Origin of the sequence: Nocardioides hankookensis (assembly GCF_042658885.1) — a bacterium.
GTDB classification, from domain to species: Bacteria; Actinomycetota; Actinomycetes; order Propionibacteriales; family Nocardioidaceae; genus Nocardioides; species Nocardioides hankookensis.
In genome coordinates this window covers 1-19,530 of sequence record NZ_JBHSRJ010000002.1, presented here as the reverse complement: position 1 = coordinate 19,530, position 19,530 = coordinate 1, and the positions used below count along the sequence as shown (strand labels likewise).

Here is a 19,530-nt window from a genome sequence, read left to right as displayed (position 1 = left end):
TCAGCGACCCGTTCCGCCGTAGACGACGGCCTCGACCTCGGTGGAGTCCAGGTCGAACGCCGTGTGCACCGCGCGCACGGCCTCGTCGACCTGGGCCTCGTCGACGATCACCGAGATCCGGATCTCCGAGGTCGAGATCATCTCGATGTTGACGCCGGCCGAGGCGAGCGCGGCGAAGAAGCGCGCGGTGATGCCGGGGTGCGACCGCATGCCGGCGCCGATCAGGGAGACTTTGCCGACCTGGTCGTCGTACAGGAGCTTGTCGTAGCCGACCTCGTCCTGGATCCGCGCGAGCGCGCCCATCGCGGACTGGCCGTCGGCGCGCGGCAGCGTGAACGAGATGTCGGTGAGGCCGGTGGCCGCGGCGGAGACGTTCTGCACGACCATGTCGATGTTGACCTCGGTGACGGCGAGCGCCTCGAAGATCCGGGCGGCCTCGCCGACCTTGTCGGGCACGCCGACGACGGTGATCTTGGCCTCGCTCCGGTCGTGGGCGACGCCGGCGATGATCGCCTGCTCCATCTCGTGTTCTCCTGCCTTGCTGTCCGGGATGACCCAGGTGCCTTCCTTCTGGGAGAAGGAGGAGCGCACGTGGATCGGCATGTCGTAGCGGCGGGCGTACTCGACGCACCGCAGGTGGAGGATCTTCGCCCCCGAGGCGGCCATCTCGAGCATCTCCTCGGTGGAGACCTTCTCGAGCTTGCGGGCGGCCGGGACGATCCGCGGGTCGGCGGTGAAGACGCCGTCGACGTCGCTGTAGATCTCGCAGACGTCGGCGCCGAGCGCGGCGGCGAGGGCGACCGCGGTGGTGTCGGAGGCGCCGCGACCCAGCGTGGTGACGTCCTTGGTGTCCTGCGAGACACCCTGGAAGCCGGCGACGATCGCGATCGCGCCGTCCTTGATCGCCGCCTCGATCCGACCGGGCGTGATGTCGATGATCTTCGCCTTGCCGTGGGCGGAGTCGGTGATGACGCCGGCCTGGGAGCCCGTGAACGACTGCGCCTTGTGGCCGAGCTGGGCGATCGCCATGGCGACCAGCGCCATCGAGATCCGCTCGCCGGCCGTGAGCAGCATGTCGAGCTCGCGCGGCGGCGGCAGCGGCGTCACCTGCTCGGCGAGGTCGCGGAGGTCGTCGGTCGTGTCACCCATCGCCGAGACGACGACGACGACGTCGTTGCCCGCTCGTCGGGTGTTCACGATGCGCTGTGCGACGCGCTTGATGCCGGTCGCGTCCGCGACCGACGATCCGCCGTACTTCTGCACGACAATGCCCACGGTGTGGTCCTTGATGCTCGAGGTCTGTCCTCGAGCGATTCTATCGAGACTCGGGATCCACCGATTCGAGTATCTCATCGGCGGCCGCGAGCAGCTCCTCCTCCTCGATCGGCGCATCGGCGTCGAGGCGGTCGTGGGCGACCACGGAGACCAGCGCGTTGAGCGCGGCACCTGCGAGGTTGCCCCACGAGGAGACGTAGGAGAACTGCCACCACCACAGCGCCTCGTCGACGTTGCCGAGCCGGAAGTGCCGCAGCCCGTTCTCGAGGTCGGTGGCGATGCTCGTCAGGTCGTCGGACAGCTGGCTCTCCACCACCTCGGGCACGTAGGGGTCGAAGACGAACGCGTAGGTGTCGAGGCCACCCAGCATGTCGGCCAGCGCCACGCGCATCTCGTCGAGGTCCGCCTCGGGCCCGACGTCGGGCTGGTACTCGGCGATCGGGGTGAAGTCCTGCTGCGCGCCCAGGCGGGCGCCGGCGAGCAGGACCTGGCTGATCTCGAGCAGCAGCAGGGAGATGCTGCGGCCCCCGTCGGCCTCGCGGGCGATCGCGCGCAGCGCGATCAGGAAGCTCTCGATCTGGTCGGCGATCTGCCCGGCGAACTCCGCCGTCGCGGGATCGGCCGCACCGCGGGTCGGTTGCGTCTCAGTCATCTGCGGATCGCCTCCCAGCGAAAGCCCTGCCCAGCGTCACTTCGTCGGCGTACTCGAGGTCGCCGCCTACCGGCAGTCCACTCGCCAATCGCGTCACACGCAAGCCGATCGGCTTGAGCATCCGGGTGAGATAGGTCGCGGTCGCCTCACCCTCGAGGTTGGGGTCGGTCGCCAGGATCGTCTCGGTGATGGTGCCGTCGGAGAGCCGGACCATCAGCTCGCGGATGCGCAGCTGGTCGGGCCCGATGCCGTCGATCGGCGAGATCGCGCCGCCGAGCACGTGGTAGCGACCGCGGAACTCACGGGTGCGCTCGATCGCGACGACGTCCTTGTACTCCTCCACGACGCACAGCACCGTCGGGTCGCGCCGCGGGTCGCGGCAGATCCGGCACTGGTCGTCCTCGGAGACGTTGAAGCAGATGCTGCAGAACTTCACCTTCGCCTTGACCTCGATCAGGACGTCGGCGAGACGGCGTACGTCGGTGGGGTCGGCCTGCAGCAGGTGGAAAGCGATCCGCTGCGCGCTCTTGGGACCGACGCCCGGCAGCCGGCCGAGCTCGTCGATGAGGTCCTGGACGACGCCTTCGTACAACGCAGACCCCGCTAGAAGCCGAGCTGGCCGGGGGCACCGCCCTCGGGGAAGCCACCACCCCCGGTGAGCGGTCCGAGCGCCTCGCCGGCGAGCGCGTCGGCCTGGGCCTTGGCGTCCCGGTAGGCCGCCACGATCATGTCGCCCAGGTCGGAGAGGTCGTCGGCGTCGCCGCCGTCGAAGCCGCCCGCCTTGATCTCGACGCCGACCAGCTCGCCGACGCCGTTGACCGTGACCGTGACCGCGCCGCCGGCGACGGTGCCGTCGACGGTCTGCTCGGCCAGCCGGGCCTGGGCGTTGGCCAGCTCCTGCTGCATCTGCTGGGCCTGCTGCATGAGGGAGTTCATGTCGAAGCCACCCATGCCGAGCGCCTCCAGCGGGTTCTGGGGGTTCTGGCTCATCTCTCCACCTCTCGGTCGTGCGTGGTCATCAGGGTCGTGGGGGTCGTCGGGATCACTGGTGCGGGATCTCCTCGATCATCTGCGCACCGAGCTCCCGCTGGAGCAGCTCCGCGGCGCTGACACCCTGGTGCTCGGCGTCCAGGTCGTCGGGGTGCGCGTCCGCGTCGGCGGTCGCCCAGTCGGGGCCTCGCTGCTCCGGCGGCTGGTCGGCCGAGCGAGTCTGCTGGATCGCCTCGCGGGCGGCGGCGCTGGCCGCGCCGGTGGCCTCCGGCGCTGGCGTGTCGGCGGGGTCGGCCTCCCAGGGCGCGGGCGCCTCGGTGGTCGCGGGAGCCGCGGAGACGGCCGGGGCCTCGGGCACGGCCGGGGCCGGCGTGGTCGCCGCCTTGGTCACGGTGGGGGTGCCCTCGGCCTGGGCGCTCGGGTCGACGATCGTGTCGATCTTCCAGCTCGCGCCGACGACGTCGACCGCCGCCTGCCGCAGCACGTCGTCGCAGCCGCCGCTCACGAAGGAGTCGCGGGCGCCGGCATTGGCGAACCCCAGCGTCAGGGTGCTGCCGTCGACCGCGACGACCTGGCAGTTCTGGGTCAGGTGCATCCAGGCGAGACGACGCATCCCCTTGGTGGCGTCGACGATGTCGGGCCACAGGCGGCGTACGTCGACCAGCGTGAGCTCGCCCGACGGCGCCGCCGCGACCGGCTCGGGTGCGGGCTCGGGAGGCGCAGCGGCCGCGGGGGGCTCGACGGGCTCGACCGCGGGAGCGGGCTCGGCCACCGGCGCAGGCTCGGCCGGGGCGGCGACGACCTGCGGCTCGAGGACCGGCTTCGCCGGGTCCGGGGCCGAGGGTCGGTCGGCGATCGGGGCCGGGCGGTCCTGGGCGGGCGGACTGGGGGCGGCGACGGTGGGCGTCGGCGCACCACCGCTGATCGACATCCGCTTCTCGAGCCGGTCGAGGCGGGCGAGCGCGCCGTTGGCGGCGTTGTCGGAGCCGGGCAGCAGCACCCGGGCGCAGAGCAGCTCAAGCAGCAGCCGGGGCGCGGTGGCGCCGCGCATCTCGGTCAGCCCGGAGGCGACGATGTCGGCGGCCCGGCTGAGCTCGGCGGGACCGAAGCGGGCGGCCTGGGCGACCAGCCGCTCACCCTGGTCCTCGGAGACGTCGATGAGACCGGTGGCGGGCGCGTCCGGGACGGCCGCGACGATGACCAGGTCGCGGAGCCGGCGCAGCAGGTCCTCGGTGAAGCGGCGGGGGTCCTGACCGGTCTCGATGACCTTGTCGACCACGCCGAAGACGGCCGCTCCGTCACCGCCGGCGAACGCCTCCACGACGTCGTCGAGCAGGGTGTCGGGGGTGTAGCCGAGCAGCCCGGTCGCCAGCTCGTAGGTCACCCCGGCCGGCCCGGCACCGCCGAGCAGCTGGTCGAGGACGGAGAGGGTGTCGCGCGCGGAGCCCGCGCCCGCCCGGACCACCAGCGGCAGCGCCGCCGGGTCGATCGTCACGCCCTCCTTGGCGCACAGCTCGGAGAGGTACGCCGAGAGCAGCCGCGGCGGGATCAGCCGGAAGGGGTAGTGGTGGGTGCGCGAGCGGATGGTCGGCAGCACCTTGTCGGGCTCGGTCGTCGCGAAGATGAAGCGCAGGTGCGGCGGCGGCTCCTCGACGAGCTTGAGCAGGGCGTTGAAGCCCTGCGTCGTGACCATGTGGGCCTCGTCGATGATGTAGACCTTGTAGCGGCTGCGCACCGGCGCGAAGAACGCCTTCTCGCGCAGGTCGCGGGCGTCGTCGACGCCACCGTGCGACGCTGCGTCGATCTCGATGACGTCGATGGAGCCCGGGCCGCCCCGGGCCAGGTCGCGGCAGCTCTCGCACTCGCCGCACGGGTCCGCGATCGGCGCCTGCTCGCAGTTGAGCGCACGCGCCAGGATCCGGGCGCTGGTCGTCTTGCCGCAGCCGCGCGGTCCGGAGAAGAGATAGGCGTGGTTGACCCGGTTGTTAGCCAGCGCGGCCCGCAGCGGCTCGGTGACGTGCTCCTGGCCGATGACCTCGGCGAAGGTCTCCGGCCGGTAGCGGCGGTACAGCGCGAGGGGGGACTCCACGCATGAACCCTAACCTCACGCCCCGACACCTGAGCTCGCGAAGGTGTCGACCCGGGCGGGAGATCGAGGAGGGTCGGCGTGGACCCGAGCGCTGCGAGGGGCGGCGCGACCCGTCTCGAGATCCGGCGAGGTCCGTAGGGCCTCGGGTCCGGACATGAAGAGGCCCCCCGCGTACCCGGTAGAGCTCGCTTACCCTTGCTGCCTTCCGGCCCTGGGGGAGTTCGGCAAGATGCCGCCACGCGGGGGGTTGGCCCGAGTGTAGGTGAGTCGCGCGCGGCGCTCCAAGACGGGGTGCCCGCGGCCCAGCCGGGTCGCCCGGGTCGATTTCGCGGCGCCGTACGACGGCGGGTACGCTCCTGCGCGGAGGATTCGCCTAGTGGCCTATGGCGCTCGCTTGGAAAGCGGGTTGGGTGAAAGCCCTCAGGGGTTCGAATCCCCTATCCTCCGCCACGGAACGGCGCCGCAGCTGCGGCGCCGTTCGTCATGTCCGGCCGGACCGGCTCAGTCGGCGCTGCCCTCGGGGAAGGTGACCTGGTCCCACGTCGGCCCGGGCACGACCTCGCAGCGGCCGGTGGTGGCCTCGCAGGTGATGAGCGGCTGCGTCGAGCCGGCCGTCAGACCCTGGGCGTCCGCCGAGCCGTCGAGCGCGTAGCCGGCCACGACCGTGTCGTCGATCCACGACACCAGGTCGACCTGCGGGGGTACGCCGGTCAGCCGCACCCGCTCGCCGCCGGCCGTGACCAGGCGGTCCTGCGGCGCGTAGTCCTCGTAGACGTCCTCGACCGTCCAGCGGCCGTCCGGGCTGTGGAGCCCGTCGAGCGCCGGCGCCGACGCGTCCTCGTCGCGGACCGTGACGTCGCCGGTGGCGAGGTCGATCGCCACCGCATCGGTCGCGCCCCGGTAGTAGGCGGTGCCGTCGGCGAACCCCTCGAGCCGCGGCTCGGCGTCCTCGTAGAGGTCGGCGAGGTCGTCGTCGGAGGAGGGGTCGCCCATCCCCTTCGTGGTCCGGGCGACCTCGTCCCCGGTGGTCGTGTCCACCACGACGACCACGGCCTGCGGCGTGCCGTACTGGTCCTTCTCGCCGGAGCCGAAGTCCATGAACATCAGGTAGCGGCCGTCGCGGGTCGCCCGCAGGTCGGAGGCGTCGGCCGCGACCTCGCGCGCCGTGCCGTCGCCGGTGGAGTAGGAGAGGGGGTCGACGTAGTAGCGGCCGTCGGGGCCGGTCTCGTGACCACCGGAGGTGAAGAACACCCCGTCGCCGGCCAGCACGAAACGGTCGACCTTCGCCCCCACGGCCAGGTCCGAGCCGTCGCCCAGGCGCACGGTGTCGCCGACGGCGTACACCAGGCCGGACGTGTCCAGCGGCGTCGAGGCCGACGGCCAGTCGGAGCCGGCCGCCCCGCCGCCGTCGGAGTCTCCGCAACCGGTCGCACCGGCGGCGAGGAACAGTGCGGTCAGCGCCGCGACCACCCGAGCGCGCAGCCTCATCCCAGCCGCCCGTGCAGGCGGGCGAACCCACCGCTGACGTGCTGGTCGGTCGCGACGTAGTGGTGGCTGGCCGCCTCCAACGCGTCGGCGAGCAGCTCGAGCCCCGACGAGGTCACCCGGGTGTTCGCGGCGACGGGCTCGACCCGACCCAGGACCGCGCTGCTGAACGCGGCCGCCGAGGGCACGTCGCCGAGCAGGTGGGCGGGGAGCGTCACGCCGTCCACGATGCCGCTCTGCGTCTTGAACGTCGAGGCCGGGTCACCGAGCGCGGCAGCGGCCTTGGTCAGGCTGCCGGGCTCGGCCTCGAGCTCGCCGCCGACGGTCCCGGCATCGAGCCCCAGCGCGCTCAGCGGCGTCTTCGTCATGAACGGGCTGGCCCACAGCTCGTCGTCGTCGTTGCCGCCGAGGAGGCCGTCGAGCCAGTTGCTGGACTTCGCGTGCTGGTAGGCGCTCGACCCCGACTCGTACGTCGCGACCAGCTCGCCGTCGACCTCGACGATGCCCTCCGCCATGTTCGGGAACTCGTAGGAGTCCGCCGAGCCCTCGTCGTAGTCGGCGTGGCCGTGCTGGACGACCATCGTGCTGGCGTTGGTCCGACCCTCGGACGTGCTGTAGATGAAGCCGTCGTCGCGCACCACGACGCCCTGCGTCTGCGGCGGGGTCGAGTACGCCGGGGGCGAGCCCGGCACCCAGGACCCGGTGGGACCCTTCTCGTAGACGCGGAGCTGGTTGGCGTAGAAGTCGCCGACGTAGAGCTTGCCGTCCCGGTAGGCGGTGTAGGAGGCGTTGACGTCGTCGCCGAGACCCTGCACCGAGGCCGGGTCGACCGCCGCGCCGGAGGAGGCACCGCTGATCGCGTCCAGGGAGTAGGTGTAGACCGAGCCCCCGGAGCTCACGTAGACGTTGTCGCCGTCGACGGTGACCCCGCCGGCGTGCCCCAACGGCTCGTCCACGCCGGCGCCGGCTGTCAGGACGACCTCGTTGACCTCCCGTCCGGTGTGCGGGTCGATCACCGACAGCACCGACGGCTCGCCGTGCTTGTAGTAGGTCTGCAGAAGCATCCCGCTGGCCGGGTCGTAGCCGAGACCCTGCGGCGTGAGTCCCCGGTCGTCGCCGGCCGCCTGGGTGTTCGGGATGAGCGGTCCCGACGTGCTGCCGTAGTCGTCGAGCCAGTCCTCGGTCTTGTCGAGGCCGCGCTGCACCCAGGTCCGGGTGTCGTCGTCGAGCGCGTCGAGGTCGACGTCGCCCGCGTCGCCGGTGAGCACCGCGGCGGCGGCCGAGAGCTCCGCGTCGTACGCCTGCGCGATCTCGGTGACCTGGGCGCTGACGAGCGACGCGAGCAGGTTCTCGAGGATCGCGGGCATGCCCGGCGCCCGGTTGCGCCAGAAGGCGATGGACTGGTCGGCCGCCGCGCAGGCCTGCTCGTAGGCGTCGGCGACGTGGCCGAGGGCCCCGACCGTCTGGATCAGCAGCACCCGCCCGGCCACGGCCCCCTGGAGGACCGCCGTCGTCCGGGAGAGGAACGCGCTCGCCCCGTCGCCGGTCCACACCGGGATGCCCGCGGCGTCCCGGACCTCGTCGCGGGCGGCGTCGATCGCGTCGGCGGCCCCGACGAGCACCCGACGGCGCTCGCGGACGGCTCCCGCGTCACCGGAGGTGAGGCGTCGGTACGGGATCTCCGGGTCGCGCACGGTCGCGTCTCAGGTACGCCGGCGCCGGGCGAGGACCGGGCGCAGCATCAGCGTGACGACGATGAGACCGCCGCCGATCAGGCCCCACCACACGGCGTTCTCGCGGGTGCTGGCGAGGAGGTCGGCCTCCGGCTGGGGTGCCGTCGCCCGGGCCTCCGTGGCGGTGCGCGCGACCGTGCGCTCCACCTTCCCGGACTTCGAGGGCGCGAGCGCCCGGGTGAGCGCCTCGTAGGGCTGCACGACCCCCGCACCGGTGAGCGGGGTCGGGTCGTCGGTGGTGCCGTCGGCGGTGTTCACCAGCCGGGCGACGAGCTGCGGCGCCAGGTCGTCGGGGAAACGCTCCGCCATCAGCGCGAGCACGCCGGCCACCTCGCCGGCGGCCGCGGCGGTCGACGTCTGGTCGACGAGGCAGGAGGCGCCGTTGAGGCCGTAGGACACCGCGCCGTACGACGGGGCCGCGACCGCGGTGCGGGAGTTCTTGAGCACGTTCGCCAGCGCGCCGTCCGGGTCGCCCGAGGAGTTCACGGCGACCACACCCGGGTAGCCGGCGGGAAAGATCACCGGACCGGCGTCCTCGGTGCGAACCTTCGGGTCCTCGGGATCGGTCGCGAAGTCCGCAGCGAACTCCGTGCCATCGTCGGGCCGGTCCCCCGACGCCGCCACGAGCACCACGCCGGCACGTTGCACCGCACGCACCGCCTTCCGGAGACCAGGGTCCGGACGCACCGCGAACGGCACGACCGCGACCTTGATGTTCATGAAGCTCGCGTAGGTGGCCACCCACTGGAGCCCGGAGGTCAGCACCGTTGCCGAAGGTCGGTCGGCGTCGTCAGCAGACCCGCTGTCGCGGTAGACGCGCACGTCGACGACCTGGGCGTCGCGCGCGAACCCGACCGGTTGCCCGTCCGGCCGGTCCTCCCCCGCGATCAGTCCGGCGACCTCGGTCCCGAGCGGGTCCTGGAGGAGCTCGTCCCCCGAACCCACGAAGACGCCGGTGCCGTAGACAGGGACCACGTCACCGCGGATGCCCGGACCGAGCACCGCGACACGCACCGGCGTGGTCACGCGCGGGCGGAGCCGCTCGACGGCCGTCTGGGCGTCGGCGATGCCGAGGTCCTCGTACGGCGCGCTCGCCCGCCCGGTCTGGCTCGCCGCGACCGTCTCGTCGACGGCGAGGCAGCTGTTGTCGGCGGCGTACGAGGGGGTCGCGCCGAGCGTCACCACCGCGGCAGTCAGGCCGATCGCGAGGGTCAGGGAGGCGGTCAGCCGCATGCGGCGTCGTCCTGCTCCACGGGCGGCGACAGCGCGGCGTCGCGCGACAGGTTGACCCCGCAGTCGAAGAGCTCGACCCAGGTGTCCGGGACGACGGCGACGGGGTAGTCGCCGTAGCCCAGCGCGTCCGCGACGCCGTCGCCGACGAACGGGTTGGCCCGCCCCTTGGAGTCGATGAAGAACGGGGCGCCGCTGTCGGGAGAGGTCCACCCGCCGGACAGCACGTAGGCGCCGCGACCGGCCTCGACGGCCTGCTCCTTCTTGCCGCTCGCTATGGGCTCGCTCGTGGAGGACGGTCCGGGCGACCGCAGCTGCACGCGGGGGGACTCCCCGGCCGTGGCCTGGAGCTCTGCGCACGGCGCGTCGATGCTCCCCTCGGGGACGGTGGTCGGCCAGCCGGCGCCCTCGAGGACCGGGGTGCCACGGGGCACCCGCGGTGCGGCGTCGACCGGCTTCGGCCCGACCACGGTGTTGTCGGGAGCGACGACGTTGCTGTAGACGACGGCCTCGAACGGGTCGAGCTCGACCGGGCCGGTGTCGGTGAGCAACAGCTGCTCGTCACCGGCGGTCAGCAGCTCGCCGACCTTGTGGTCGCCGATGATCCCCGCGTCGTCCTCGGCCGCGTAGTCCGGCTTCTGGCCGTACTTCGTGATCGCGAACGTCTCCCAGTCGAGCGGCGCGCCGGTCGGGAACAGGTTGATCCAGTCGCGGCTGACCGGGATGGCGTTGCCCGTCGTCTGGAGGTTGAGCGCCGCGAGCAGGTTGTCGGTCTGGTTGCCCTGAGGCACGACCGGGAGCAGGACGGCGCCTCGATCCTCCTCGCCGGGCACGTCGGCAGTGCTGGTGGGCACCACGACGAAGTACTGACCCCCGTTGGTGACCGTGATGCCATGGCCGGGGATCGCCGTGGTGTCCGGGGTGCTGGAGATCGCGACCGAGATCCCCGCGCCGGCCGCCGTGCAGGCCGTCCAGCCGGTGCCGATCAGTAGCGACGGGGTCGGCATGCTCGCCGGGGCACCCAGGATGCCGATGTCGTCGCCGATGCGTTGCTCGTCGATCACGCTCTGCGCGATCGAAGTCGGCGTGGCGTCCGATCCCAGGATGAGCTGGGCACTGGTCGAGTTGATCACCGGGCGCAGGACGGGGTCGCTGCTCTCCTCGAGGATGACATACGGCGACCCCCGGTCCTTGGAGATGATCAGTCCGGGCTTCTTCCAGTCGCTCGGGGCGGTCGGCGAGAACACGCCGGCCATCGCGGCACCGGCACCCAGGAGCACGGCCAGGGCGACCCCGCCGACGACGGTGCGACCGGGCCGGGCCGGCTCCACCTCGCGCCCACCGGGGGCGCCGGAGACGAAGGCGGTGACCAGACGCCGGCGGCTGAACGAGTACGCCTCGACCAGGTCCTTCTTGGTGGCCACGGTGTCCTCCTAGCTCCGGATCGCCGCGAAGACGCCGACGGCGACCACCGTGACCGGCAGCAGGGCCAGCAGGGCGACGCTCTCGGCGACGTCGCCGAGGCGGCCACGGCGTACGGAGGGTGCGGCGGGCAGGAGCGTCACCGCGAGCAGCACGGCCCCGGCGCCGGCGAGCACCACGGCGATCGTGGGGCGCCAGTCGGGGTGCAGCCACAGGGCGGCGACGGCGGCGGACAGCAGGCCGACGATGCCGGAGACGAGGCCGACGAGCACCTCGGGGCCGGTGCGGTACTGCCGGGTCCGCAGCATCACGACCAGGCAGCAGAGCACCGCCAGGATCGCGCCGGACAGGCCGAGCGAGACGGCGAGCGGTGCGATCAGCACCAGCAGCAGACCGACCGTCGCGGAGACGGCGACCAGGATCTCGTGGGCGATGCGGGCGTCCGCGCCGACCCGGCCGGGGTCCACGGGTCGCGGCTCCGCGGTGATGTCGGCGACGTTGTAGAGCTGGTCGACGGACGTTCCGGTCGCGCCGAGCGCGAGCCACGGGAAGACGCTGCCGAGGATGACGACCACGACCAGCGCGACCGTCAGCACGACGGCGGGGTCGAAGTCAGCGGCCTGCATCAACAGGCCGGTGATCAGGAAGACGGCGCCGGCGACCACGGGTGGCAGCACCAGCGCCCGGCCCTGGCCGAGGCCGACCAGGCAGATCAGGCCGGCGCCCATCGCGGCGCCACCGGCGGCGGCGACCGGGGGGCCGAAGAACTGGGCGTCGGTCACCAGCATCAGGCCGGCGACCGCGGCGTACAGCGCGCCCATCCACGCCACCGCGACGGCGGCCTCGGGCTCGCGCTGCGCGCGGGAGAGCACGATCGCCCCGGTGACGAGGGCGGCGGCGACCACGACGGCGGCGACCCCGGCGAGCAGGGAGTCGCGCTGGATGAGGAGGGCGACGGCGCCGAGGGCCATGAAGAGGCCCGCGGCCCACAGTGCGGTACGTCGTCCGGCTGCGGGCGACCACGGCCGGAGGTCGTGCTCGACGATGTCGGTCATCGCCTCGACGACGTCGTCGTAGACCCGGGGCGGCTCGTCGTCGACGCCGGCGGCGACGGTGATCAGGCCGCCGTCCTCGACGCCCTGGATGACCAGGCCGGCGTCGGTCGCGAGCTCGCGGCCGTCGGCGGTGACGAGGCGGTAGCCGCCGTAGACGGTGCCCGGGTCGAGCAGACCGACGCTGCGGGCCAGCTCGGGCACCAGCTCGGCCACCGGCACGGCGCCGGGGAGCACGAGGTCGACCCGTCGGGTGCCCGACGCGACCGTCACCCGCACCAGGCCCGAGGCCACTGGGGCTTGGGTCATCTCGTCATCCCTCCCGTGATGTCGCGTGCTGAGTCAGGGAGAGGGGCCGGCGCAGCGCGCCGACCCCTCTCCCGTGCGTTGCCTCAGATGTCGAACGAGGCTGCGCCGCGCTGGTCGGCGGCGCGGTAGTCGGCGTTCGACTGGTGCACGGTGGTGCTGGTCTCCTGGAGCAGGTCGCGCATCTCCTGCATCGCGGTGTCCCACTTGGTCTTGGCGACCTGGTAGGACTGCTGCGCGTTACCGGTCCAGTCGCTGCGCAGCGGAGCGAGCTCCGACTCGAGGCGGTTGAGCCGGTCGTCGATCTGCTTGACCGTGTTGCCGAGGTCCTGGGCGGCCATGTCGAGGCCGGCGTGGTTGACGCGAAGTCCGTCGAGAGACATCTCACTCACTTCCTTGTCCGGTGCCCGGTCAGCCGAGGCGACCGGCGACGCGGCTGTAGGTGGAGGACTGCGCCTGGTCCGTGTTGACGTTGTCCTTCTCGGTCGACGTCAGCGACGCCTGGAACTCGTTGAGGGCGTTCGTGATCACGCGCTGCTTCTCGTTCCACGCCTGGTGGAGCGCGAAGAACGCGGTGCCACCGGCACCGGCCCACTTGCCCTGGACGCCGGCGATCTGGCCCTCCAGCGTCTTGCTCATCGAGTCGAAGTCCTGCTTGGCCTCGGCCACCAGGCCTGCGGCCCGGGTGAGTGTGCCCTCACCCTGTCCCATCTCTGCTGCGCCCGACATAGCGCCAACTCCTTCCCCCGTGGCGGCTGTCAGGCCGCTCGAGACTGATTGTGTTCGTGGATGAACATCAGCTCGGTCCGTTGTTCCCGAGCCGGACAGACGTCGATTACCCGGGGGGTAGGGCGTTAAACCTCACACTCCGCAACCTGGGGACCGACCGGCCCGACAGGTGGGTCAGCCGCCGAGCGACCAGGTGCTCGCCATCTCCCAGACCTCGCGGAACCAGCCGGACGAGACGACGATCGAGGCGACCACCAGCGCACCGCAGAGACCCTCGGCGACCTCGGCACGTCGCGACCACCAGGCCGACCGCCAGCCCCGGCCGGTCGCCACGGCGACGATGACCAGGGCGACCCCGAGCAGCACGACGGCGACCGTCAGGCCGCGTAGGAAGGACTCGTCCAGCAGGCGCAGCATCACGACGAGGAGCGCGAGCCAGCAGCCCAGCCCCGCCGTACGCAGCAGGGCGCCGGCGCCGCGGTGCCGGTAGCTGCGCGCGGCGAGCAGCAGGGCCGCGCCGGCGAAGCCGACCAGGCAGCGCGCGCCGATCCGGTCCACCCGGAGGTCGGCCGTCGCGAGCAGGAGCGGCGCGGACACGACGGCGACGACGGCGATGGCGGCGGCGGCCGCGGTGAGCATCCGGGCGCCGTGGCCGGCGACGGCCGAGACGGCCGAGCGCGGGACGACGGCGCGACCGCGCTTGCCGGTGGAGCGCTCGCGGGCCGACCACGCGGTGACGGCCAGGCGCTCGAGGTCGATGAGGTACTGGTCCGGCACGTCGACCACCATCCCCGGCACCACCCGGGCGGCGAGGACGGCGAGGACCAGGAGGATCGACCAGGTGAGCCGCGGCGGCGCGCCCGCCAGCGTGCACAACCAGGTCAGCCCGAAGACCCCGGCACCGGTGATGATCCAGACCTGGAGCGCCTCGTCGGCCTCCCGGCCGAGCGACCGCGCGGTCGCCGCGGCCAGCGCGCAGACCAGCCCGCAGAGCCCGACGATCATCGGCAGCCGCTCGACGTGCGGGTCCCAGGCGAGCGCGAGCGTGGCGGCCCCGGCGAAGGCGGGGGCGGCGACGGCACGCTGCCCGGCGTACCGCCCGATCGGCAGCACCCCGATCACGCCCGCCGCCAGCAGCACGGCGACGGTCGCGGTGCGGAGCCGGTCGGTGCCGGCGGTCGCGGCCAGCCAGCCAGCCGTCACGGCGCACGCAGCGGCGAGGACGGTGACGACCGTCGCCGCGGTGTCGGCGCGCCGGGTGGCCGGCGCGGGTGCCTCCGTCCGGTGCCCGCGGCCGGCGGCCGGCACGACGGCGGTGGTCGCGACCAGGACGTCGCCCGGGCGTACGCCGGCCCGCGCGAGCGGGAGGTCGGGGGGCAGCACCGCGCCGACCCGGCTGCACAGCATCGGCACGGTCGACAGCCCGGCCTGGCGGGCGTACACCTCCGCGACGTCGACGGCCGCGGCACCGGAGGGCACGACCAGGTCGAGCACGCCGACCGGCCCGTGCACGCTCAGCGCCAGGTCGGCGGTCGCGTTCGTGGTCACGTCGTCCACCTTCCCCCAGGACGGGAGGCGTCAACCTCGCCGTGGCGGGGTAGTTCCAGGAGGGACAGCTCGGCCTACGGGGGGCCGGGACCGTAGGGAGGACTGCGTTGACGACGACGCTGCGCGGCACACGCCTGGACGAGCCGGAGATGCCCACCGGGCAGCTCGTCCTCCAGCCGCCGCCCCAGATCGAGCCCAACGAGGGCGCCAGCGGCGTGCTCATGAACGCGATCCCGATGCTGGGCAGCCTCGGCTCGATCGTGCTCGTGGCCACCATGGGCAAGGCGAACGGCGGCCGCGGCCTGATCGCCGCCGGCATGTTCCTCTTCGCCACCCTCGGCTTCATCATCGTGCAGCTCGACCGGCAGCGTAAGCAGCGCTCGCAGCAGGTCACCGGCTCGCGGACCGAGTACCTGCGCTACCTCGCCAACGTCCGCAAGGTCGCGCGGGAGGCCGCCGACCAGCAGCGCCGCGCGCTGACCTGGCACCACCCCGACCCGACCGCGCTGCCCGCGCTCGCCGACGAGCGCTCCCGGGTCTGGGAGCACGGCACGGCGGACCCCGGCTTCCTGCACGTGCGGTACGGCGTGTGCGCGCAACCGCTCGCGCTCGAGCTGGTGCCGCCCGAGAGCACGCCGATCGACCAGGTCGACCCGGCCGCCGCGTCGGCCCTGCACCGGCTGCTCGTCGTGCACCGGCTGCAGCCCGACCTGCCCGCCTCGATCGACCTGCGCGCCTTCGACCGGGTCGAGGTCTGCGGACCCGAGGAGCCCGCGCGGTCCCTCGCTCGGTCGCTGATCTGCTCGGCGACCGCCTTCCACGCCCCCGAGCACCTCGTCGTCGCCGTGCTCAGCTCCGAGCAGAACCTCGCGCACTGGGACTGGGTGAAGTGGCTCCCGCACGCCCAGAGCTCCCGCCAGTCCGACGCCGTCGGTCCGATGCGGATGGTGTCCACGTCGCTGGCCGACCTGGCCGGGCTGCTGCCCGCCGACCTGGCCGACCGGCCGCGCTTCGGTGCCGACGAGCGACCCTCGGCACCGCACCTGCTGCTGGTGATCGATGGCGGCGAGCTGCCGCCGGGCAACCACGTCGTACCTCCCGACGGGCTGCACGGCGTCACCCTCATCGACCTGCCGGCCCGGTGGGACGAGCTCGAGGACCCGACCCGGCTGCGCATCCAGTTCGACGACGACGCCGACGTCGACGCGCACGGGCGGCACGGCGTACACGCCCTGCGCCTGCGCGAGGAGCCGATCAAGGCGCGCGCCGACGTGTGCCCGGTGGCGACCGCTGAGGCCTTCGCCCGGCGCCTGACCCCGCTGCACACGGTGGCCGGCGCGGTCGAGTCGACCGGCGAGATCACCGGACCCACCGACTTCATGGAGCTCCTGGCGCTCGGCGACGTGCACTCCTTCGACCCGGCACGTGCCTGGCGCCCGCGCCCCGCGCGCGACCGGCTCCGGGTGCCGATCGGGCTCGGCGAGGGCGGCTCGGTCGTCCACCTCGACATCAAGGAGTCCGCGCAGCAGGGCATGGGCCCGCACGGGCTCGTCATCGGCGCGACCGGCTCGGGCAAGTCGGAGTTCCTGCGCACGCTGGTGCTCGGTCTCGCGATGACGCACTCCCCCGAGCAGCTCAACATGGTGCTCGTCGACTTCAAGGGCGGCGCGACCTTCGCCGGGATGACCGGGATGCCGCACGTCTCCGCGGTGATCACCAACCTCGAGCAGGAGCTCACCCTCGTCGACCGCATGCAGGACGCGCTGTCCGGCGAGATGGTGCGCCGCCAGGAGCTGCTGCGCGACGCCGGCAACTTCGCGTCGATCCGCGACTACGAGAAGGCGCGTACGGCGGGCGAGGACCTCGCGCCGATGCCGTCGCTCTTCGTGGTGGTCGACGAGTTCTCCGAGATGTTGTCGGCGAAGCCGGAGTTCATCGACCTCTTCGTGGCGATCGGCCGGCTCGGTCGCTCGCTCGGCCTGCACCTGCTGCTCGCGTCGCAGCGGCTCGAGGAGGGCCGGCTCCGCGGCCTGGAGTCGCACCTCTCCTACCGGGTCGGCCTCCGCACCTTCAGCGCCACCGAGTCCCGCTCGGTCCTCGGTGTCCCCGACGCCTACGAGCTCCCGGCCGACCCCGGCCTGGGCTACCTCAAGCCCGACCCGGCGACGATGCTGCGCTTCAAGTCGGCGTACGTCTCCGGTCCGCCGGCGCAGGCGCTGGTCCGTCGCGACGAGGGCGGCCACGTCCGCGGCATCCTGCCGTTCACGATCTCCGAGGTGCAGAGCCTCGACCTGCCGGAGCCCGAGACGGAGGTCGTGGTCGCCCAGCCCGGGCCGGCCGAGACCGAGTCGCTGTTCTCCATCGCCGTCCGGCACATGGAGGGGCAGGGCACCCCGGCCCACCAGGTCTGGCTGCCGCCGCTCGACGCGCCCGACACCCTCGACGACCTGATGCCCGACCTCGCCCGGGATCCCCAGCTGGGCCTGGTCTCCGGGCACTGGCGCGGGTTCGGCGGGCTGGTCGTGCCGCTCGGCACCGTCGACCGTCCGCGCGAGCAGCGCCGCGACACCCTCACCATCGACCTCAGCGGCGCCGGCGGCCACGCGGCCGTCGTCGGCGGGCCCCGCAGCGGCAAGAGCACCGCGCTCCGGTCGATCGTCGCGAGCATGTCGCTGACGACGACGCCCCAGGAGTCGCAGTTCTTCGTGCTCGACTTCGGCGGCGGCACGTTCTCGCCGTTCGTGGACCTGCCGCACGTGGCCGGTGTCGGCACCCGCGCCGAGCCGGACGTCGTACGCCGGATCTTCGCGGAGGTGCGTGGCATCGTGGACCGCCGCGAGGCCTACTTCCGCGCCAACGGCATCGACTCGATCGAGACCTACCGGAACCGCCGGGCCGCAGGCCGCGTCGACGACGGGTACGGCGACGTCTTCCTGGTCGTCGACGGCTGGAGCACGCTCCGTGCGGACTTCGACGACCTCGAGGCCGAGATCCAGCAGCTCGCCACCCGCGGCCTGACCTTCGGCCTGCACGTCATCGTCGGAGCCGCCCGCTGGGCCGACTTCCGGGCCGCGATGCGCGACCTCTTCGGCACCCGCCTCGAGCTCCGCCTGGGTGACCCGATGGACTCCGAGATCGACCGCAAGGTGGCGGCGCTGGTCCCGAGCGGCCGCCCGGGCCGCGGCCTGGTGCAGGGCAAGCTGCACTTCCTCGCCGCACTGCCGCGCGTCGACGGGGTCAACGACGCGGACAGCCTCGGCGACGGCGTCGAGAACCTGATCAAGCAGGTCAGCGCCGCCTGGTCCGGCCCGGCCGGGCCGAAGCTGCGGCTGCTGCCGGAGCGGATCTCTCTCGACGACGTCCGCGCCCTCGGCGCGGAGAGCGCCGGTGCCCGCGACCTGCTGCTCGGCATCAACGAGAAGGACCTCGGCCCGATCGGCCTCGACGTCGACGCCGAGCCGCACCTGCTCATCTTCGGCGACGGGCAGTCCGGCAAGAGCGGTGTGCTGCGGGCCTACGCGCAGGAGATCATGCGGACCCGCACGCCCGAGGAGGCGCAGCTGGTGGTCGTCGACTACCGGCGCTCGCTGCTCGGTGAGGTGCCGGACGAGTACCTGCTCAGCTACCTCACCTCCGGCACCCAGGCGCAGCCCGGGCTGCAGGAGCTCGCGACGTACCTCGAGGGCCGGATCCCCGGTCCCGACGTCACGCCCGAGCAGCTGCGGGGGCGGTCGTGGTGGACGGGCGCGGAGGTCTACGTCCTGATCGACGACTACGACCTGGTGGCGACCCAGCAGGGCTCACCCGCGCTGTCGCTCGCGCCGTTGCTGGCCCAGGCCCGTGACGTCGGGCTGCACGTGGTCGTCGCCCGCCGCTCGGGCGGTGCGTCCCGCGCGCTCTACGAGCCGGTCATCCAGGGCCTGCGCGACCTCGCCATGCCCGGCCTGCTGCTCTCCGGCAGTCCGGAGGAGGGTCCGCTGCTCGGCAACCAGAAGCCCCATCCCGCCCCGCCCGGCCGCGGCCGCCTGGTCTCCCGCGACCGCGGCGTCGAGGTCGTGCAGATGGCCTGGAGCGAGCCGACGCTCTAGGCCTGGGGCCGGTCGAAAGAGTTTCATCGGCCGGCCGACGTTTCTCACGCCTGGACGATGAAGTTTCGTCGTCCAGGCGTGAGTTTCATCGGTCGGCCGATGAAACTCCCTCAGACGTGCGTGTGCTCCCCCGGACCGTGCACCTTGGTGCCGGGCAGGTCCTTGAGGTCGTACGTGATCTCGAACGTACGGCGGTAGCCGGTGTGCGCGACCCGCCAGCCGTCCGGCGTGAGCACGTAGCGGTCGGAGTAGAACGCCGCGCCCTCGAGCATGAACTGGAAGGCCGGGACGATCACCTTGTCCTGGAGGTACCAGCGGGCCGTCGCGGTGTCGCCGTCGACCGCGATCTCGGGGTGGTGCACCTGGTGCATGGTCAGGAATCCCTCGGGGAGGTTCTCCTTCATGTAGGCGACCAGCGCGTCCCGGTTCTCGAAGAGCAGGCCGTTGTAGTCGCCGGTCGCGTCGGGCAGGAAGCACCCGGCGAACTCGTCCCACGCCTTGGTGTCCAGGGTGCGGAGGTAGCGGTACTTCAGCTGGCTGATCGCGGTGATGTCGTCCACAAAACTAGAACGTATTCCAGTTTTGCCGCCAGCGACACCGGAAACGTTTGACCTGCTCGTAACGCGGGGTCAATCTCCCGGCGATCTGAACGATCCAATCTTGTTCTCGAACGGGCGTCCCATCCACCGACGACCGGACACCGAACTGATCACCACACCTGATCCGGAGGCCACGATGGACGAGCAGAGCACCACCGACACACCGATCGACCGCGTCGCCGAGCAGCGCGCGCTGCTGCGGCTGCGCCACTCCGCGGCGCTGACCAGCCTGATGGTCGAGCGCACCGACCTGCGCGGCGTGCACGCGCTGGCCGACACCATCGACGACGCGATCCGCTGGTCCGCCTGAGGACGTCCCCCCCCCCCCCCCC

The 19,530-nt window shown here is 72.7% G+C and carries 16 protein-coding genes, 1 tRNA gene and 1 other RNA gene; 3 read left to right on the top strand and 15 right to left on the bottom strand.

What is annotated here, in order from left to right:
• From ACFPYL_RS03000 to ffs, 6 genes are all read right to left on the bottom strand, one after another.
• Complete coding sequence (locus ACFPYL_RS03000) at positions 1 to 1,275, bottom strand: aspartate kinase (RefSeq protein ID WP_379150192.1); 1,275 nt, start codon at positions 1,273 to 1,275, stop codon at positions 1 to 3.
• Between the two features lie 40 nt (positions 1,276 to 1,315).
• On the bottom strand, positions 1,316 to 1,927 hold the full coding sequence (locus ACFPYL_RS02995; RefSeq protein ID WP_379150190.1) for a DUF5063 domain-containing protein: 612 nt from the start codon (positions 1,925 to 1,927) through the stop codon (positions 1,316 to 1,318).
• The gene (gene recR, locus ACFPYL_RS02990; protein WP_056150735.1) at positions 1,920 to 2,519 is read right to left on the bottom strand and encodes a recombination mediator RecR; all 600 of its coding nucleotides are present in this window, start codon (positions 2,517 to 2,519) and stop codon (positions 1,920 to 1,922) included. The genes ACFPYL_RS02995 and recR overlap by 8 nt, the downstream gene beginning before the upstream one ends.
• An 11-nt stretch (positions 2,520 to 2,530) precedes the next feature.
• On the bottom strand, positions 2,531 to 2,917 hold the full coding sequence (locus tag ACFPYL_RS02985) for a YbaB/EbfC family nucleoid-associated protein (RefSeq protein ID WP_379150187.1): 387 nt from the start codon (positions 2,915 to 2,917) through the stop codon (positions 2,531 to 2,533).
• 52 nt (positions 2,918 to 2,969) lie between these two features.
• The gene (locus tag ACFPYL_RS02980) at positions 2,970 to 5,006 is read right to left on the bottom strand and encodes a DNA polymerase III subunit gamma and tau (RefSeq protein ID WP_379150185.1); all 2,037 of its coding nucleotides are present in this window, start codon (positions 5,004 to 5,006) and stop codon (positions 2,970 to 2,972) included.
• A gap of 158 nt (positions 5,007 to 5,164) precedes the next feature.
• Positions 5,165 to 5,255: signal recognition particle sRNA small type (gene ffs, locus ACFPYL_RS02975), an RNA gene on the bottom strand.
• Between the two features lie 113 nt (positions 5,256 to 5,368).
• Here ffs and ACFPYL_RS02970 point away from each other — a divergent pair.
• A tRNA-Ser gene (locus tag ACFPYL_RS02970) sits at positions 5,369 to 5,456 on the top strand.
• A 51-nt stretch (positions 5,457 to 5,507) separates the two neighbouring features.
• Here ACFPYL_RS02970 and ACFPYL_RS02965 read toward each other — a convergent pair.
• The 8 genes from ACFPYL_RS02965 to ACFPYL_RS02930 form a co-directional block, all read right to left on the bottom strand.
• On the bottom strand, positions 5,508 to 6,494 hold the full coding sequence (locus ACFPYL_RS02965; protein ID WP_379150183.1) for a hypothetical protein: 987 nt from the start codon (positions 6,492 to 6,494) through the stop codon (positions 5,508 to 5,510).
• A complete protein-coding gene (locus tag ACFPYL_RS02960) occupies positions 6,491 to 8,185 on the bottom strand; it encodes a hypothetical protein (RefSeq protein WP_379150181.1) in 1,695 nt (564 codons plus the stop codon). The genes ACFPYL_RS02965 and ACFPYL_RS02960 overlap by 4 nt, the downstream gene beginning before the upstream one ends.
• A 9-nt stretch (positions 8,186 to 8,194) precedes the next feature.
• The gene (locus tag ACFPYL_RS02955; RefSeq protein ID WP_379150179.1) at positions 8,195 to 9,457 is read right to left on the bottom strand and encodes a S8 family serine peptidase; all 1,263 of its coding nucleotides are present in this window, start codon (positions 9,455 to 9,457) and stop codon (positions 8,195 to 8,197) included.
• Positions 9,448 to 10,878 carry a type VII secretion protein EccB gene (locus ACFPYL_RS02950; RefSeq protein ID WP_379150177.1) on the bottom strand — a complete coding sequence of 477 codons (1,431 nt, stop codon included), beginning with the start codon at positions 10,876 to 10,878 and terminating at the stop codon, positions 9,448 to 9,450. Before ACFPYL_RS02950 ends, ACFPYL_RS02955 begins: the two co-directional genes overlap by 10 nt.
• Before the next feature lie 9 nt (positions 10,879 to 10,887).
• A complete protein-coding gene (gene eccD, locus ACFPYL_RS02945) occupies positions 10,888 to 12,237 on the bottom strand; it encodes a type VII secretion integral membrane protein EccD (RefSeq protein WP_379150175.1) in 1,350 nt (449 codons plus the stop codon).
• 83 nt (positions 12,238 to 12,320) lie between these two features.
• Entirely contained in the window at positions 12,321 to 12,617 is a 297-nt protein-coding gene (locus ACFPYL_RS02940) for a WXG100 family type VII secretion target (protein ID WP_056150722.1), read from the bottom strand.
• 28 nt (positions 12,618 to 12,645) lie between these two features.
• The gene (locus tag ACFPYL_RS02935) at positions 12,646 to 12,963 is read right to left on the bottom strand and encodes a WXG100 family type VII secretion target (RefSeq protein ID WP_082574573.1); all 318 of its coding nucleotides are present in this window, start codon (positions 12,961 to 12,963) and stop codon (positions 12,646 to 12,648) included.
• A gap of 174 nt (positions 12,964 to 13,137) precedes the next feature.
• Complete coding sequence (locus ACFPYL_RS02930; protein WP_379150172.1) at positions 13,138 to 14,511, bottom strand: hypothetical protein; 1,374 nt, start codon at positions 14,509 to 14,511, stop codon at positions 13,138 to 13,140.
• A gap of 149 nt (positions 14,512 to 14,660) precedes the next feature.
• Between ACFPYL_RS02930 and eccCa the strand changes: the two genes are divergently transcribed.
• Positions 14,661 to 18,599 carry a type VII secretion protein EccCa gene (gene eccCa / locus ACFPYL_RS02925; RefSeq protein WP_379150170.1) on the top strand — a complete coding sequence of 1,313 codons (3,939 nt, stop codon included), beginning with the start codon at positions 14,661 to 14,663 and terminating at the stop codon, positions 18,597 to 18,599.
• 110 nt (positions 18,600 to 18,709) lie between these two features.
• Here eccCa and ACFPYL_RS02920 read toward each other — a convergent pair whose 3' ends face one another.
• Positions 18,710 to 19,159: a nuclear transport factor 2 family protein gene (locus ACFPYL_RS02920; RefSeq protein ID WP_379150168.1), complete on the bottom strand. Its 450-nt coding sequence runs from the start codon at positions 19,157 to 19,159 to the stop codon at positions 18,710 to 18,712.
• Positions 19,160 to 19,334: 175 nt separating this feature from the next.
• Between ACFPYL_RS02920 and ACFPYL_RS02915 the strand changes: the two genes are divergently transcribed.
• On the top strand, positions 19,335 to 19,508 hold the full coding sequence (locus tag ACFPYL_RS02915) for a hypothetical protein (protein WP_379150166.1): 174 nt from the start codon (positions 19,335 to 19,337) through the stop codon (positions 19,506 to 19,508).
• Positions 19,509 to 19,530 lie beyond the last annotated feature (22 nt).